Origin of the sequence: Cytobacillus oceanisediminis, assembly GCF_022811925.1 — a bacterium.
Taxonomy (GTDB): domain Bacteria; phylum Bacillota; class Bacilli; order Bacillales; family Cytobacillaceae; genus Cytobacillus; species Cytobacillus oceanisediminis_D.
This window is the reverse complement of sequence record NZ_CP065511.1, coordinates 290,698-305,004: the sequence shown is the minus strand read 5'-3', so window position 1 is coordinate 305,004 and position 14,307 is coordinate 290,698. Positions and strand designations below refer to the sequence as shown.

Here is a 14,307-nt window from a genome sequence, read left to right as displayed (position 1 = left end):
ACATTGACTGCTAAAGCACTTTTCTGTAATAAAAAACGCCCGTTCACACGAACGAGCGAAATAAACGCGGTTATTTATTTACGAGGGCCACTACTTCAATTTCTACCAATGCATCCTTTGGCAGGCGTGCCACTTCTACACAGGAGCGCGCAGGCTTGTGTGTGCTGAAATATTCCCCATACACTTCATTGATGGCTGCAAACTCGTTCATGTCCTTGATAAATACCGTTGCCTTCACCACGGTATCTAATGACGCGCCCGCTTCTTCAAGCACTGCCTGAAGGTTTTTAAATACCTGATGCGTCTGTTCTTTTACATCACCATCAACCATAACGCCTTCTGCCGTAAGCGGAATTTGCCCTGAGCTATAGAATAGGTTATTTACAGTAATCCCCTGAGAATATGGCCCAATTGCTGCAGGCGCGTGATTCGTTTGAATGACTTTCATGAATTCTCCCCCTAAAAAATATGATTATTTTTTAAAATAGTTGCCTTCACTTACATTGATTTTCTTTTCCCTCACGTCAACATCGGATAGACGCACAAGAGAAAGGTACTCATCAACCAGCCGTTCTTCTGCTTTTTCTGCCTCGACCAGGACAGCAATGCCAGCGAGGTTTGCTTTGAATTCTTCCAGCATGCTGACCATGCCATTAACCGTTCCCCCAGCTTTCATAAAATCGTCAATGATTAAGACATTAGATCCCTCTGCCAGGCTTCTTTTTGAAAGAACCATGGTCTGAATCCTTTTGGCGGAACCTGACACATAGTTAATGCTTACCGTGGATCCTTCTGTCACCTTGCTGTCCCGTCTTACGATGACAACAGGCACATTGAGATAATTAGCGGCAGCATAAGCAAGCGGAATCCCTTTTGTAGCTACCGTCATGACCACATCAACAGGCTTATCTGCAAAGGCTGAGGCAAAAAGCCTTCCTGCACGCTGTACAATTAAAGGATCTCCAAGAATGTCTGTCATATAAAGATAGCCGCCGGGAAGAAGCCTTTCCGGACTGGCAATTAAGCTGCAGAGCTCATCTACAAATGGCCGGGCTTCATCATCGGTTACTTTAACATGAAACTTTACGCCGCCTGCTGCTCCGGAAACTGTTTGCAGCGTGCCTATTCCTCTTTGCTCAAATGTTTCTTTGATGATTGTGAGATCTTCACTGATCGAAGACTTGGCAGAACCATACCTTTCTGAAAAGAAAGTTAAGGATACCAGCTGACGCGGATGGTTCAATAAATAATTGGTCATATCTATCAACCGTTCGCTTCTGCGAAATTTCATTGTGGAACCCCCATTTAAATCCGAATATTTTAACGATAATATACCATTAATATACGGATTTAATCAAGCTTATGTCTTTCTCCGAGCATTCTGACCGCAAAAACCTGGTCGCAAAACCCTCTAAGGCCATTATAAATCCGATGCATTCTTGAATCATGATGCACAAGCCCAAAGACGGTCGGTCCGCTGCCGCTCATCAGAACAGCATCCGCACCAAATCGTTTCATCTGGTCTTTTATTTGCAGCACCTCGGGGTGCATATTTAGTGTTACATCCTCCAGAACATTCCCCATGTTCCGGCAGACATCATCATAGCTGCCCGCATTTATCGCTTCGATCATTCCTGCAGTATTCGGATGCTGTACCTGCTCTACATCCAGTCTTCTATAAACATCAGCAGTCGATACGCCGATGAACGGCTTAGCCAGTATGACCCAGCAGGTTGGAGGAGCAGGAAGCTCCTGAATCTTTTCTCCTCTTCCTGTAGCTAATGCAGTTCCTCCGTATACACAAAAAGAAACATCTGAACCGATTTCCGTACCGATTTCGGCAAGCTCATTCAATGAAAGCCCCAAATCCCACAGCTTGTTAAGACCTCTTAGAGCTGCCGCTGCATCGCTGCTGCCTCCAGCAAGTCCCGCAGCAACCGGAATCGCTTTTTCTATTGTAATGGACACACCTTTTTTCACTTGAAACCGTTCCTTAAGAAGGTGTGCAGCCTGATAAGCCAAATTCCGCTGATCATCCGGAACAAAACGGTTATGAGAGATAATCTTTATCTCGTCCTTATCTAAAAGTGTTAATTCCAGGCGGTCTGCCAAATCAATCGTTGTCATTATCATTTCCACTTCATGATAGCCATCTTTCCGTTTATGCAAAACATCTAATGACAAATTGATCTTAGCAGGCGCCTTAACCATGACCTTCAACATTTCCACCTACTTCTTTCCTATAAATCGGACTCCTGTCCAGCTCCACAAGCGAAGCACTTTGGCCTGTCGGCTCATTCTGAAGGGAAAGCCATACCATCATTCAGTATTGACTTTATTTTAACCGGAAATAAGCGGCAGCATTGTGCTTTTCTTCTAGAGCGTCTCCATTTTTTGTCCTATTTTACCACAAAATAAACATAAAAGCTCAGGTGGCTTGGAATAGAAGTTATCACTATTTGACAAACAGAAAAGCCGAAGCATACGCTTCGGCTGACGCAGTGCATATTAATGCTTAAACATAATCTGTGCGAATGCTATTTGTTAAGAAGGTTCTGCTGCGCAATTTCGATAGCCCGCTTAACCATATTGCCGGCGTCTTTGGCACGGATGCCGCCCCAGCCTTCCTTTTGGACCACATCATAAAAGCCAAGCTCTTTCGCAATTTCTTCTTTTAAACCATCTGACATAACGCCCCGTCTTCTGCCCAACATTAACATCCCCTTTCGCACTGCGGTATGTATAGTATGTGAAAGGAGCCTTACATTCATTAAGAAAAGCGAAAGCGACTTCGCGGAACAAGCCAAAACCGCTTGTTCGTGCGAAGAGTATCCAAGGAAGCCCATCCATAGTGTTGACCCCCGACACCTCGATGAGGTAGGCTGCTTACGCTAGACGGCTCTGAAAAAAGGCAAACAAAAAGCAGTAAACAATTTGTTCACCGCCCGCTGTCATATATATTAGCTTAAAGCAACCTGTCCTGATGTGTCTTCATAGAATGTAATTTGAACCGTTTCTGTTAAAACATCTGCATAGCTGTAAGATACCCGTTCAAATGCATTTTCATCCTGATCTAACTCAATCACAAATACTGAAGGATACGTTTCTGCCAGAACTCCTGAGCGTTCAATGGTCTTTCTGCGCCCGCCATTTGCTTTAAGCAGGAGCCTTTTCCCAAGATTTGAATCAAGAGCTTTTTTAATATCTGATAATGTTTTTGCCATTCGGTCCACCTCACTATGTTAAGTATATCACACTGACACAATACTGTCAAACAAAAATATAAATTATAACAGTGTTTAAAAATAAATGTCAATATGTTTTGTTCTACTTTTTCTTCTAATTTTCAACAATTTTAGGATTGCCTTAAATGGCAAAGATTATGTATAGTTTTTGAAAGCCTTATCAGACTGCCCTTCATTACCTGGGAAATAGTCGAATTTCACCCGCGCGAAATTCCTCGAAAAATGCTTAATAAATTCTTATTTTTCCGGGAAAAGCATAAAAAAACAAGCCGCTATATATCGCAAACGGCCTGCTGATTAGGATTCGTTTAAATCATCGTCATTGTAAGGCATTCCTGTTCTCAGTACTCCCCGGGTTTCTATTCCTCCGAGCCCCTTTTCACCCGTTAATGTATTTCTTAAGATATCCCATAAATTGATTCTTTCCATAAATGGAGTAAGGCTGACTTTCGCAACAATGTATACGGGGTCAAGGGCATGGATATTCACCCTAGAAGGAGAACTGGCAAAGTTGGCGCCTGCATGGATCAGCGATTCGAAATGGGACTGGCATGCTCCAGCAAAAATGACAAGCTGATCAAGGTGCGGTATTTTTTTGCGTGCTTCCCTCACCGTCTGCACAAACTCCCTGGAGTGCCTGTAAGCATTGATATCCGATTTCTTCCCCTTTGCCTTTGAATAGGCATCATGACCTGTTACAACCAGGATATCAGGCCTGTAATGATCGATGAGCTGTCCGATTTTCATCGGCATTTCCTTTTCATTGCAATGGATTCCTGTTACGGGTATGCCTATTTTTTCATAGACACTTAAGCATTTCTTTAAATAAGATGGATCACCATCCAGGTGAAGCACCCTGCCTGGTATCTGAAAATAGTTAAGCGTCTTGCTGTAGCCGTCAGTCACCTCATACTCCTGCTTCTCCCTTAAAAGAGCGAGGTCTTGCCTGAATAGCTGGAAAGACTGTTCCTCAAGCGACCTATACTCCTGCTCAAACTTCATCCGCTGCGCCTGGTTTATGACGATTAAATCTTCACAGGGAGCATCCGCAACGAGACGAATATCCTCTCCGAATAATACGGCCATTTTTTTGCCGCCCTGTTCTTTAATATCAATCACGCGGAATAAAATATCACAGTGATACGAAATTCTTCCGACGATATCCATCGTATTTATAGTCAATGTCGTCACTCCAATTGCCCGAGGGTAAACGCGGGCTGCTTCTGGTCTCTTGTTTGTGATTTATTATTTATGTCATAAATTATGCATTCGTCTATAAACATGTGCGTAGAATTAGAAAAGCGGAAAAGCCTTGCCCACCCCCTACTTCCCGAGGGGGCAGGTGCTCCTCCTAAAAGCTATGCTTTTAGTCGTGAGATAATGAAGCTGACGAGGTGTTCCTTGTGGTGCCAGCCAGTTATCGACGTTCAAAATTTGAGGCAAAAAAAAAAGCCCGCTGTTCTCAGCAGGGCTTGCCTTTATTACGAAAAATGCGGCAGCAGGGCATCGCTCAATCGGGCAAATTCTTCGATGGATAGAGTTTCCCCTCTTCTGCCCGGCTCGACATTGGCTTGTTCGAGAGCAGAGAGAATCTGTTCCTTCTTTTGTTTTCCTCCAGGAAGCTGGCTTGTTAAATTATTCAGCAGAGTCTTGCGTCTTTGTGCAAAGCTTGCTTTTGTCACCTGGAAAAAGAAGGATTCACTTTTCACCGCCACCGCAGGCTCTTTGCGCTTTGTCAGTTTAATGACGGCTGAATCCACATTCGGCTGCGGCACAAAGACCGTCTTCGGCACGATCATGGCCGTTTCAGCCTCTGTATAGTACTGGACAGCAATAGAGAGTGAGCCGTACTCTTTCGTTCCAGGACGGGCTGAAATTCTGTCTGCTACCTCTTTCTGGAGCATACAGACGATTCCTCTGATCGGAAGCTTGTCCTCGAGCAGTTTCATGATAATCGGCGTTGTAACATAATACGGAAGGTTGGCAACAACCATAATATCGTCAACGCCTTCAAACTCCTGATCAATCGCTGTCTTAACATCTGCCTTCAGTACATCTTCATTGATGATGGATACATGGGGATATGGCGATAAAGTTTCCTCTAAGATGGGAAGCAGCCGCTGGTCAATTTCAAATGCAAGCACCTTTTTGCTTCTCCGGGCCAGCTGTTCAGTCAATGCCCCAATTCCCGGGCCAATTTCAATGGCGCCCGACTCTTCCGTGAGGTCTGCATGATCGACAATTCTCCGGAGAATATTCGTATCGATCAAAAAGTTCTGTCCCAGGCTTTTCTTAAAAGAAAATCCGTATTTATCCAAAATCGCCCGCGTTCTGGCTGGTGTTGCAATATCTTTATGCATTTTGTTCCTCCTTGCGAATAGCTTCGATTGCCTCAGCAAAATCTTTCTGGCTGATCTGAAACATCATTAAGCGCTTATGAAGCTGCTTTCCGTTTGTGTAGCCGATTTTGAGAAGTCTGCCAAGCTTTTCTCTTCTTTCCTTGGCGCCCTCTCCGCCAATCAGGCCTGCGGTTACCAGGTCTTCCTGGGTAATGGTTTCTTCATAGGTTTCCTGCATAACCTGGGCGTCCTTTAATGCCTGGCGGATCATTTCAGGCGATGCATGCTCAACGCCCACTCCTCTGCCGTGCTTATGAAGAGCATCCGCTTTTTCTATAAAGGCATGCTTGCATCCAGGTACATCAATAGTGATCGTATTCCGGATTTTTTGGCCGGGAAAGTCCGGGTCTGTGAACACGATTACCCCTCTGGTTTTCTGGGCAAGCTTTATTTTTTCAATGGTTTCCTGATTAATGGCAGATCCATTGGTTTCAATTGTATCAGCATCCAGCGCTCTTTTGATCGCTGCTGTATCATCCTTGCCTTCTACAACGATAATTTCTTTGATCTTCATGTTTCCTCCATAAAAAATAAAATATAAAAAAATTGAAAAAAAATTGAAACATTTCTGTAATGTAATTCGTCTAAATAGATGTAAGAAGAATATAGTAATAAAGAATAGTTCTTATTATATATGATGCAGCTGAGAAATGAAAAATGTTAATTATTAACCTTCTCTGCAATGAAATAAAAAATGCAGGGGAAAGCCCCTGCATCACAAAAATTAATTCAGTATTTTAATCTTTACGGTCTTTCTTCCCCATTTGTAAGCTTCTGATTTGGAAGAGAAGAATACATCGATTTTGTTACCTTTAATAGCACCGCCCGTATCTGCTGCAACGGCATAGCCATAGCCTTCAACATAGACCTTCGTTCCAAGGGGAATGACACTTGGATCAACAGCTATTACCTTAGCACCCGGATTGGCACGCAGATCCAATCCAGTAGCGGTTCTGCCTGAGCATCCGCTGCAATTGGCCGTATAGGCTGTTGACGATACATATATTTCTTTTCCGCTTGCCTTGCTGCTTGTTCCGCGGGAAACCACCTGTGTTGCTGCAGCCACCTTTGTTCCGACAGCAACGACTTTATCCTGCTTCTCTTTCACTTGCTTTTCACTGATCAGCTTTCTGGAAACTTCCTTGCCATTCTCCAGGACGACTTCAAATTCTTTCGCCTTTAGGCCTTCTTTTCCAGCATTCATCACCTTTTCAGTGCCTTTAGCCAAGCTATTATCTTTCTTTGTCACAACTGCGAAATTAATTGGTTCTTCCACTACATCGGTGACTTTTTCAACTCGAATGACTTTTATATTGTCATTGGCTTTGACTGTCTCTTCCAACTTTGGTTCAACACGGTCTAAATCATTGATCTTGATTCCCTGCTGTGATAAAAAGTCAGCGACCGTAGTCGAAGTTGACCAAACCTGCTTCTCTTTGCCGCCATTATTAAGCGTTAAAGCGAATGCTTTCTCTACTTGAATTTCCAGGTTGCTTTTAATTTTATCCTCTGGCTTTGGCTGAACCTTATCATGTTCAGTCAGAGTAATATTCTGTTCTTTTAAAACGTCCCCGACCGTCTTTGCAGCCGTCCAAATCGTTTTCTTCTCGTTATCTGTTACAACTTTCACCTGTTTAGCCGGTTCATAGACAATTTCTGTATTGTCCTTAACCTCTGTGTTTACCGAGGGAAACACATAATCTTCTGAGCGAAGTGAAATATCTAGATCATCGAATATATCTTGAATCGTTGATGCATGCGTTTTGATGACTTTCTCTTGGCCATCTATCGTCAGTGCTACTGTTTTCTTTGTCGTTTCATATGCAATGAAACCACAGGCAGCAGCAAAGACTACTAAACTAGCAGAAAAAATGGCCAATTTCTTTTTACTCAAAGACTTGGATAACAGGTTTTTCATGTTTTGAATCACGATGAAAAACGCCTCCTTTTCTCTCGGAGTGATTATATAGAGTATCTTGCCGACTGTCAACTCTTTCAATTTTCCAGCTTCCGAAAGGCTGGCGGAATGCAGGCATCGGGCTATGATTGCCTGTATCCATAGAACTGCACTCTATCTCTATGTATGAAAGACAGCTCCTCTCTATGCATGCCTTCTTGCAAATGCCCCGTTTTCGATGATGCTTGCCTTGGATTTATACTTTTCCACACTCATGTGAAAAATCCTTCTTTTTTTGATTTAGGGATTTTTACGTCTTTTTGGTAATCCCTTAATTTCTGCCGACCAGGCGTTCAGCAATCGGGAGCGATTCCGGAAGTTCCTCAAGCCTTCAGACTGCCGGTTCTTTATCTGTCACGCTCCTCAACTAGCAGCAAACGCCCTCCGCTCGATCAGCAGGGGGTGCTAGAACAGCACCTTTTTCTAACTGTCTAGCGCAAGCAGCCTACCCTCTCGAGGTGTCGGGGGTGGGCAAGGCGCTTCCGCTTTTCTAGTAAATGGCAAGCTCTCTCGTAAACGTATTTCCTATTATGCAAAAAAAACAGGAGAAAGGAAAGAGAGACTTATCGACATGGTTATCCTATGAGAAGAAGGAGACATGTAGAACTTTTTAGAATCAGAAAAAATTTGGACAAGCCCCAACAGGTTTCGACAAAAAGAGATATCAGTTTATGCCGAATAATTTTTTTGCATTTTCTGTGGTTGCTTGTGCAACTTCTTCTACCGAAAGTCCTTTTATTTCTGCAATCTGCTCTGCAACTAACTTGACATAACTAGGTTCATTCCGTTTTCCTCTGAATGGATGAGGGGTAAGATATGGACAGTCTGTTTCAATTAATAGCTTTTCAAGCGGAATAACATCGGCTACTTCTTTTGGCTTTTTTGCATTCTTGAATGTCACCGGGCCTCCAAGTGAAATAAAAAAGTTCATATCCACACACTCTTTGGCAATTTCATGGCTGCCGCTAAAGCAATGCATGATGCCTCCTACTTCTCCCGCTCCTTCTTCCTTAAGGATTTCGACTATATCGGCTGTCGCATCACGGTTATGGATAACGATTGGAAGCTTAACTTTTTTCGCCAGACGGATCTGCTTTCGGAAGACTTCCTGTTGAATATCCTTCGGAGACTTGTCCCAATAATAATCCAGGCCCATTTCTCCCAGTGCAACCACTTTTGGATGGCTGGAAAGCTCTTCGATCCATTGAAGATCATCCTCTGTCATATCGATGGCATCAACCGGATGCCATCCCACACTTGCGTAGATGAAATCGTATTTTTCAGTCAGCTCCATCGCTTTTTCAATCGTTGGCCGGTCAAATCCAACGACCACGATGTTGGAAATCCCTTCATTCTGGGCCCGATCAATCACCTCTTGTAAATCTTCGTTATATTGTTCGGCATTAAGGTGTGCATGTGTGTCGAAAAACATCAAAAAACTCCTTTTTCTTCATATTATTTTTCTATTACTATTATGTCAGCTATGTAACAAAAATAATGTGCTGGCAGTATGGTTCAAATTTAATAAACTCACCAGAAATTACTTTTCAAGAATAATTTTTTCCAAAAATAAAAAACATAGAAATGCTCACGGTATACGCTTAACACTTCTATGTTTTTATGTTTAACAGAAGAAATAAATAATATTATTTTACCCTTGCACCCAATGGAAGAGATTCAGCGATTGTGGCAAGGGAAAGTTCGCCGTCTTTTCCTCCTGCTAAAATCATTCCTTCTGAAAGCTCGCCGCGAAGTTTCACAGGCTTCAAGTTTGTTACACAGATGACTTTTCTGCCGACCAGGTCTTCCGGCTTATAGAATTTGGCAATTCCGGAAACGACCTGGCGCTTTTCATAGCCAAGATCCAGCTGTAATTTTAAGAGCTTATCAGCTTTTTTCACCGGTTCAGCCTGAATGACCTGAGCCACTCTTAAATCGACCTTCATAAAGTCATCGATTGAGATTTCCTCACTATCCGGTTTTTCCTCTGCTTTTGCTTCCGGCTTTGCTTCTTCTTTAGGAGCTGATCCCTGCATTTTGGTTTTAATGAAGTCGACTTCTTCATTAATATCCAGGCGAGGGAAAATCGGTTCTCCCTTTAACACCTTTGTGCCTTCCGGAATCAGGCCGAATGTCTCAAGGCTTTCCCAGGATGTTAATGCTTCTTCATTTACATTCAGCTGTGTGGAGATTTCTTTTGGCGTACGTGTCAGGAATGGCTGCAGAAGCACCGCGATTCTCCGCAGGGATTCCGCCAGATGGGCCATCACACTCGCAAGCTCTTCCCTTTTCTCTTCCTCTTTGGCAAGAGCCCATGGCTGCGTTTCATCTATATATTTATTCGTTCTGCTGACAAGCTGCCAGACTGCAGATAGGGCAACAGAGAACTCCATTTTTTCCATAGCTTCCTCATACTTGGAAACCGTCTCACGGTTCATTTGCAGCAGCTGCTGATCAAACTCTCCGTCTGAATCTTTATATGCCGGAATGACACCGTCAAAATATTTATTAACCATCGCAATCGTACGGTTTAAAAGGTTTCCTAAATCGTTGGCAAGATCAAAGTTGATTCTTTCCACAAAACCTTCTGGCGTAAACACTCCGTCTGCGCCGAATGGCACTTCGCGAAGCAGGTAATAGCGCAGTGCATCAAGACCATAACGGTCGATAAGGGTAACAGGATCCACTACATTTCCTTTTGATTTGGACATTTTGCCGTCCTTCATCAAAAGCCAGCCATGTGCAAACACCTTTTTAGGAAGAGGCAGATCTAATGCCATCAGCATGATTGGCCAGTAAATCGTATGGAAGCGCACAATTTCTTTTCCAACCAGGTGAACATCTGCAGGCCAGTAATTCAGATACTTGGAATCATCATCGGTTCCATAGCCAAGCGCTGTGATGTAATTCGATAGTGCATCAATCCATACATACACAACATGCTTTGGATTATTCGGCACTTTTACTCCCCAGTCAAAAGTGGTCCTGGATACCGCCAAATCTTCAAGGCCCGGTTTAATGAAGTTATTGATCATTTCATTCTTGCGGGACTCAGGCTGTATGAAAGATGGATTTTCTTCATAATACTGCAGAAGTCTGTCAGCATATTTGCTTACCTTAAAGAAATAGGATTCTTCTTTTACTTTATGAACGGGACGTCCGCAGTCAGGGCAGTTTCCGTCTACAAGCTGGCGTTCTGTGTAATAAGACTCACATGGTGTACAGTACCAGCCTTCATATTCGCCAAGGTAGATATCGCCCTGTTCTACAAGCTGAGCGAAGATTTTTTCTACGATCTGCTTATGTCTGTCCTGAGTAGTACGGATAAAGTCATCATAGGAAATATCGAGCTTCTTCCAGAGATCCTGGATGCCGGCGACAATTTCATCTACGTACTGCTGCGGTGTTACCCCTTTTTCTTCTGCCTTCTCCTGAATCTTCTGTCCATGTTCATCCGTTCCTGTCAGGTACATAACGTCAAAGCCGCGCATGCGCTTGTAGCGCGCCATTGCATCACCGGCAACAGTTGTATAGGCATGCCCTATATGTAAATTTCCGCTAGGATAATAAATTGGAGTGGTTAAATAAAACGTCTTTAATTTGTTCTCCACAAGATTCCCTCCCTCATTTTTTAAGAAAGCATGGGGTGCATATATATATGCAGCTATGCTTTTGACTGACTCATAATGGATACTAAGAAAAGCGCAAGCGCCTTGGTCACGATGGAACGCAGACTAAAAGCGCCACGTCCTGTGGCAACGTCTGCATGACCCCCATCCTGGGGGCCTCAAGCACAAGACGAGCCTCACGGAAAGGTGTTCTTTACCTTTTTGGGAGGCTTGGCTTGTGACCTCGAGGGGGTAGGCGCTGGAGCTAGACAGTTATCGAAGTTCAAAGTTATACTTTCTTATCTCTGTAAAAAAATCCCGCCCAATTTGGACGAGAGTATCAATCAGAAAATCGTGCCGTTATTGGGCCTGCTATATCAATATTTTACAAGAAGTTATATTCGTCAGCATAACCTCTTATACCATCAAAATATACCTAAAAACTTGAAATTGTGCAACCAATAGGCAGAAAGGAATGGCAGGATTCTTCTTAAATTAAATTTTTTTATTTTCTACCCTAAAAAAGGAAATTAACTTACGAATATTATTATAGTAAAAGTATAACAATTGTAGAATTTTGTCGAAATGTCGAAAAGAGTCATATCGCTAATTTTTGAATGGTTCTTTCCTCTTCTTAATTAAACCTTCTTTATTTCTTAAAAACGTTGTCATATCAACACTTCAAGTGATATCCTAAAATTTTCTATTTGAATTCAAAATAAAGTAATTGACGTATATGGGAATGGCTGGTATTATAAATGTAATAAAGATTTTGTCGAATAATGACGAAACAACATAGATAGAGAAAAATATTATTGGAGATTTGAGAGGAGACTTTTATTATGAAATCCACAGGTATTGTTCGTAAAGTTGATGAGCTTGGCCGCGTAGTTATCCCTATTGAATTAAGACGTACACTTGGAATTGCTGAAAAGGACGCTTTAGAAATCTACGTAGATGACGAAAGAATCATCCTTAAAAAGTACAAGCCAAACATGACTTGCCAAGTTACTGGGGAAGTATCTGATGAAAATATCTCTTTAGCTAACGGCAAATTAATTCTAAGCCGTGACGGTGCAGAACAGCTGTTAAAAGAAATTCAAAACACTTTTGAATTAGCAAAATAATAATGAAGAAAAGCTTCTCACGCGTGTGAGAAGCTTTTTTTATTCCTCAATATGATAAGCATGATAAACATCCCGCTTATTTAATCCCCGATCTTTTGCCGTTTGCTTAATGGCTTCTTTGCTCGAGAGTCCAGTTTCTTCTATATAATGTCTAACATGATCTTCAACCGAAAGATTCTCCCACCAGGCTGTTTCTTCATCCTGCACAGCCTCGGAAGTTCCTTCAATAATAATCACAAATTCTCCTCTTACCTCGCCGTTTGAGGCCCATTCCATTGCTTCTCCTACAGTTCCCCGGATAAATTCTTCATATTTCTTCGTCAGTTCGCGGCATAACGCGATATTCCTGTTCCCCATAATATCCGACATCAGCGAGAGGGTTTCCTTCAGGCGGTGGGGAGCTTCATATAAGATGATGGTTGCTTTCAGCTTCGAGAGATTCTCCAGCTCCTGTTTCTTAATTTTCTTCTGCCTGTTCAGGAAACCGTAGAAATAAAAGGGCTGTGTATCAATGCCGGAAGCAATCAGGCCGGTTAATGCAGCATTCGCACCAGGAAGGGGCACCACTGTCAATTTTTCTTCAGCAGCCGCCACTACAAGATCAAAGCCCGGGTCTGAAATCGCAGGCATTCCCGCATCACTGACAAGGGCAATCTTTGCGCCATTGGCCACTTTATCAAGCAGCTTCTGTCCGCTTGCCTCCTTATTATGTTCGTGATAGCTGATGATGGGTGTTGCAATATCAAAATGATTGCAGAGCTTCTTTGTATTGCGCGTATCCTCCGCCGCAATAAAGTCAGCTTCTTTCAGAATCCTAACTGCTCTGAAGCTCATGTCTTCCAGATTGCCGATTGGAGTCGGGACTAAATAAAGGATTCCTTTTGTTTCTTCATGTTCAAAGCTTTTTTGCTGCCACATATGTACCACCAGTCTCTTTCATTAAAAACTCTTCTTTCTTTTTCCGGGGCCATTGCTTAAATTCATATTCGGCTCTCATCGCTTCGCCCTTTTCAGAAAAGGATCGGGAGAAGACCAGGTCCACCGGCCCTCTGCCTCTTGTATACTTCGCCCCTTTTCCTTCATTATGGGCCTTCACCCGTTTTTCAAGATCATTGGTGTAGCCCGCGTACAAGCTGCCATCACGGCAATGGAGAACGTAAAAATAATGGCTATTCTCCATATAAAATCTCTCTCATTTCAGATGTGTATTCATTTTCTTCATTATATACAAATAAAGGAGGCAGGATTTTCAGGTCCGGATTGCCATTTTTCACTGCCTCAATCAGCAGGGTATTCGCTTCTTTTCCGGCCTTTGGATAGACGAATTGCACCCTTTTCGGCTCAAGCTTATACTTGCGCATGAGCGTCACAATGTCCAGGAACCTTCCCGGCCTGTGTACAAATGCCACCTTGCCGCCCTGTCTCGCAAGCCCGCTTGACGCTTTAATCGCATCTTCCAATGTACAGAGTATTTCATGGCGGGCAATCGCCAAATGTTCATTCACATTGATTTCCTCCCGGGAAGGAGTAGGAAAATAGGGCGGGTTGCAAGTGACAACATCAAATTTTCCATATCCTAAAACCTGATGTATTTCTTTAATATCTCCGTGAATCATCTTAATCCGGTCTTGAAGATTATTGTATTCAATGCTTCTGACCGCCATATCATGCAAACGTTCCTGAATTTCAACGCCTGTAAGGACCCCCTTTGTTCTTGTGCTTAAAAATAGCGGAATCACGCCATTTCCGCTGCACAAATCAATAAGATTGCCTTTTTGAATCGGCACATATACAAACCGGGCCAGCAGGACAGCATCCAGTGAAAAAGAAAAAACGGCCGGGCTTTGAATAATTCTCATATCTTCAGCCAGCAAATAGTCCAGCCGCTCCCCTTCTTTTAAAAAATCCATTCTTGATCCTCCATGCTTCTCTGATTCTTTGCTTCTATGGAAAAATAGCCTTCCTATCATC

15 protein-coding genes are annotated in these 14,307 nt (G+C 42.9%); 1 reads left to right on the top strand and 14 read right to left on the bottom strand.

All coding sequences use genetic code 11. The features are described 5' to 3' along the window. Positions 1-70: 70 nt before the first annotated feature. The 11 genes from ridA to metG form a co-directional block, all read right to left on the bottom strand. Positions 71-448, bottom strand: a complete 378-nt coding sequence (gene ridA / locus IRB79_RS01525; protein WP_243506451.1) for a 2-iminobutanoate/2-iminopropanoate deaminase — start codon at positions 446-448, stop codon at positions 71-73. A 24-nt stretch (positions 449-472) separates the two neighbouring features. Then, entirely contained in the window at positions 473-1,291 is an 819-nt protein-coding gene (gene purR / locus IRB79_RS01520; RefSeq protein ID WP_009336664.1) for a pur operon repressor, read from the bottom strand. Between the two features lie 59 nt (positions 1,292-1,350). Beyond that, positions 1,351-2,220: a 4-(cytidine 5'-diphospho)-2-C-methyl-D-erythritol kinase gene (gene ispE, locus IRB79_RS01515; protein ID WP_243509149.1), complete on the bottom strand. Its 870-nt coding sequence runs from the start codon at positions 2,218-2,220 to the stop codon at positions 1,351-1,353. Between the two features lie 317 nt (positions 2,221-2,537). Continuing rightward, positions 2,538-2,711 (bottom strand): small, acid-soluble spore protein, alpha/beta type, encoded by a 174-nt coding sequence (locus IRB79_RS01510; protein WP_026041722.1) that lies wholly within the window; start codon positions 2,709-2,711, stop codon positions 2,538-2,540. 249 nt (positions 2,712-2,960) lie between these two features. After that, on the bottom strand, positions 2,961-3,224 hold the full coding sequence (gene veg, locus IRB79_RS01505) for a biofilm formation stimulator Veg (protein WP_009336667.1): 264 nt from the start codon (positions 3,222-3,224) through the stop codon (positions 2,961-2,963). Between the two features lie 318 nt (positions 3,225-3,542). Then, positions 3,543-4,427 (bottom strand): sporulation peptidase YabG, encoded by an 885-nt coding sequence (gene yabG, locus IRB79_RS01500; protein WP_275721227.1) that lies wholly within the window; start codon positions 4,425-4,427, stop codon positions 3,543-3,545. Between the two features lie 299 nt (positions 4,428-4,726). Continuing rightward, positions 4,727-5,605 (bottom strand): 16S rRNA (adenine(1518)-N(6)/adenine(1519)-N(6))-dimethyltransferase RsmA, encoded by an 879-nt coding sequence (rsmA, locus tag IRB79_RS01495; RefSeq protein WP_243506450.1) that lies wholly within the window; start codon positions 5,603-5,605, stop codon positions 4,727-4,729. Continuing rightward, positions 5,598-6,158, bottom strand: coding sequence for a ribonuclease M5 (gene rnmV, locus IRB79_RS01490; protein ID WP_243506449.1), 561 nt, complete (start codon positions 6,156-6,158; stop codon positions 5,598-5,600). The genes rsmA and rnmV overlap by 8 nt, the downstream gene beginning before the upstream one ends. Before the next feature lie 210 nt (positions 6,159-6,368). Next, on the bottom strand, positions 6,369-7,562 hold the full coding sequence (locus IRB79_RS01485) for a G5 and 3D domain-containing protein (protein ID WP_243509142.1): 1,194 nt from the start codon (positions 7,560-7,562) through the stop codon (positions 6,369-6,371). A gap of 703 nt (positions 7,563-8,265) precedes the next feature. Next, positions 8,266-9,033 (bottom strand): TatD family hydrolase, encoded by a 768-nt coding sequence (locus IRB79_RS01480; RefSeq protein WP_243506448.1) that lies wholly within the window; start codon positions 9,031-9,033, stop codon positions 8,266-8,268. A 214-nt stretch (positions 9,034-9,247) separates the two neighbouring features. Then, on the bottom strand, positions 9,248-11,212 hold the full coding sequence (gene metG / locus IRB79_RS01475) for a methionine--tRNA ligase (protein WP_243506447.1): 1,965 nt from the start codon (positions 11,210-11,212) through the stop codon (positions 9,248-9,250). A gap of 839 nt (positions 11,213-12,051) precedes the next feature. On the opposite strand from metG, the gene IRB79_RS01470 reads away from it, so the two are divergent. Continuing rightward, complete coding sequence (locus IRB79_RS01470) at positions 12,052-12,336, top strand: transition state genes transcriptional regulator AbrB (protein WP_009336674.1); 285 nt, start codon at positions 12,052-12,054, stop codon at positions 12,334-12,336. Between the two features lie 39 nt (positions 12,337-12,375). On the opposite strand, the gene rsmI is transcribed toward IRB79_RS01470, so the two are convergent. From rsmI to IRB79_RS01455, 3 genes are read right to left on the bottom strand one after another with little or no spacing between them, the layout of a single operon-like run. Beyond that, on the bottom strand, positions 12,376-13,254 hold the full coding sequence (gene rsmI / locus IRB79_RS01465; protein WP_243506446.1) for a 16S rRNA (cytidine(1402)-2'-O)-methyltransferase: 879 nt from the start codon (positions 13,252-13,254) through the stop codon (positions 12,376-12,378). Then, positions 13,232-13,516 (bottom strand): GIY-YIG nuclease family protein, encoded by a 285-nt coding sequence (locus tag IRB79_RS01460; RefSeq protein ID WP_243506444.1) that lies wholly within the window; start codon positions 13,514-13,516, stop codon positions 13,232-13,234. The genes rsmI and IRB79_RS01460 overlap by 23 nt, the downstream gene beginning before the upstream one ends. Next, positions 13,506-14,246: a tRNA1(Val) (adenine(37)-N6)-methyltransferase gene (locus IRB79_RS01455; RefSeq protein ID WP_243506443.1), complete on the bottom strand. Its 741-nt coding sequence runs from the start codon at positions 14,244-14,246 to the stop codon at positions 13,506-13,508. Before IRB79_RS01455 ends, IRB79_RS01460 begins: the two co-directional genes overlap by 11 nt. Positions 14,247-14,307 lie beyond the last annotated feature (61 nt).

What these genes read in the sequence shown, in the direction of transcription:
- ridA (WP_243506451.1), bottom strand. Translation starts at nt 448, where the DNA reads ATGAAAGTCATTCAAACGAATCACGCGCCTGCAGCAATTGGGCCATAT.
- purR (WP_009336664.1), bottom strand. Translation starts at nt 1,291, where the DNA reads ATGAAATTTCGCAGAAGCGAACGGTTGATAGATATGACCAATTATTTA.
- veg (WP_009336667.1), bottom strand. Translation starts at nt 3,224, where the DNA reads ATGGCAAAAACATTATCAGATATTAAAAAAGCTCTTGATTCAAATCTT.
- rsmA (WP_243506450.1), bottom strand. Translation starts at nt 5,605, where the DNA reads ATGCATAAAGATATTGCAACACCAGCCAGAACGCGGGCGATTTTGGAT.
- rnmV (WP_243506449.1), bottom strand. Translation starts at nt 6,158, where the DNA reads ATGAAGATCAAAGAAATTATCGTTGTAGAAGGCAAGGATGATACAGCA.
- IRB79_RS01485 (WP_243509142.1), bottom strand. Translation starts at nt 7,562, where the DNA reads ATGAAAAACCTGTTATCCAAGTCTTTGAGTAAAAAGAAATTGGCCATT.
- IRB79_RS01480 (WP_243506448.1), bottom strand. Translation starts at nt 9,033, where the DNA reads ATGTTTTTCGACACACATGCACACCTTAATGCCGAACAATATAACGAA.
- IRB79_RS01470 (WP_009336674.1), top strand. Translation starts at nt 12,052, where the DNA reads ATGAAATCCACAGGTATTGTTCGTAAAGTTGATGAGCTTGGCCGCGTA.
- rsmI (WP_243506446.1), bottom strand. Translation starts at nt 13,254, where the DNA reads ATGTGGCAGCAAAAAAGCTTTGAACATGAAGAAACAAAAGGAATCCTT.
- IRB79_RS01460 (WP_243506444.1), bottom strand. Translation starts at nt 13,516, where the DNA reads ATGGAGAATAGCCATTATTTTTACGTTCTCCATTGCCGTGATGGCAGC.
- IRB79_RS01455 (WP_243506443.1), bottom strand. Translation starts at nt 14,246, where the DNA reads ATGGATTTTTTAAAAGAAGGGGAGCGGCTGGACTATTTGCTGGCTGAA.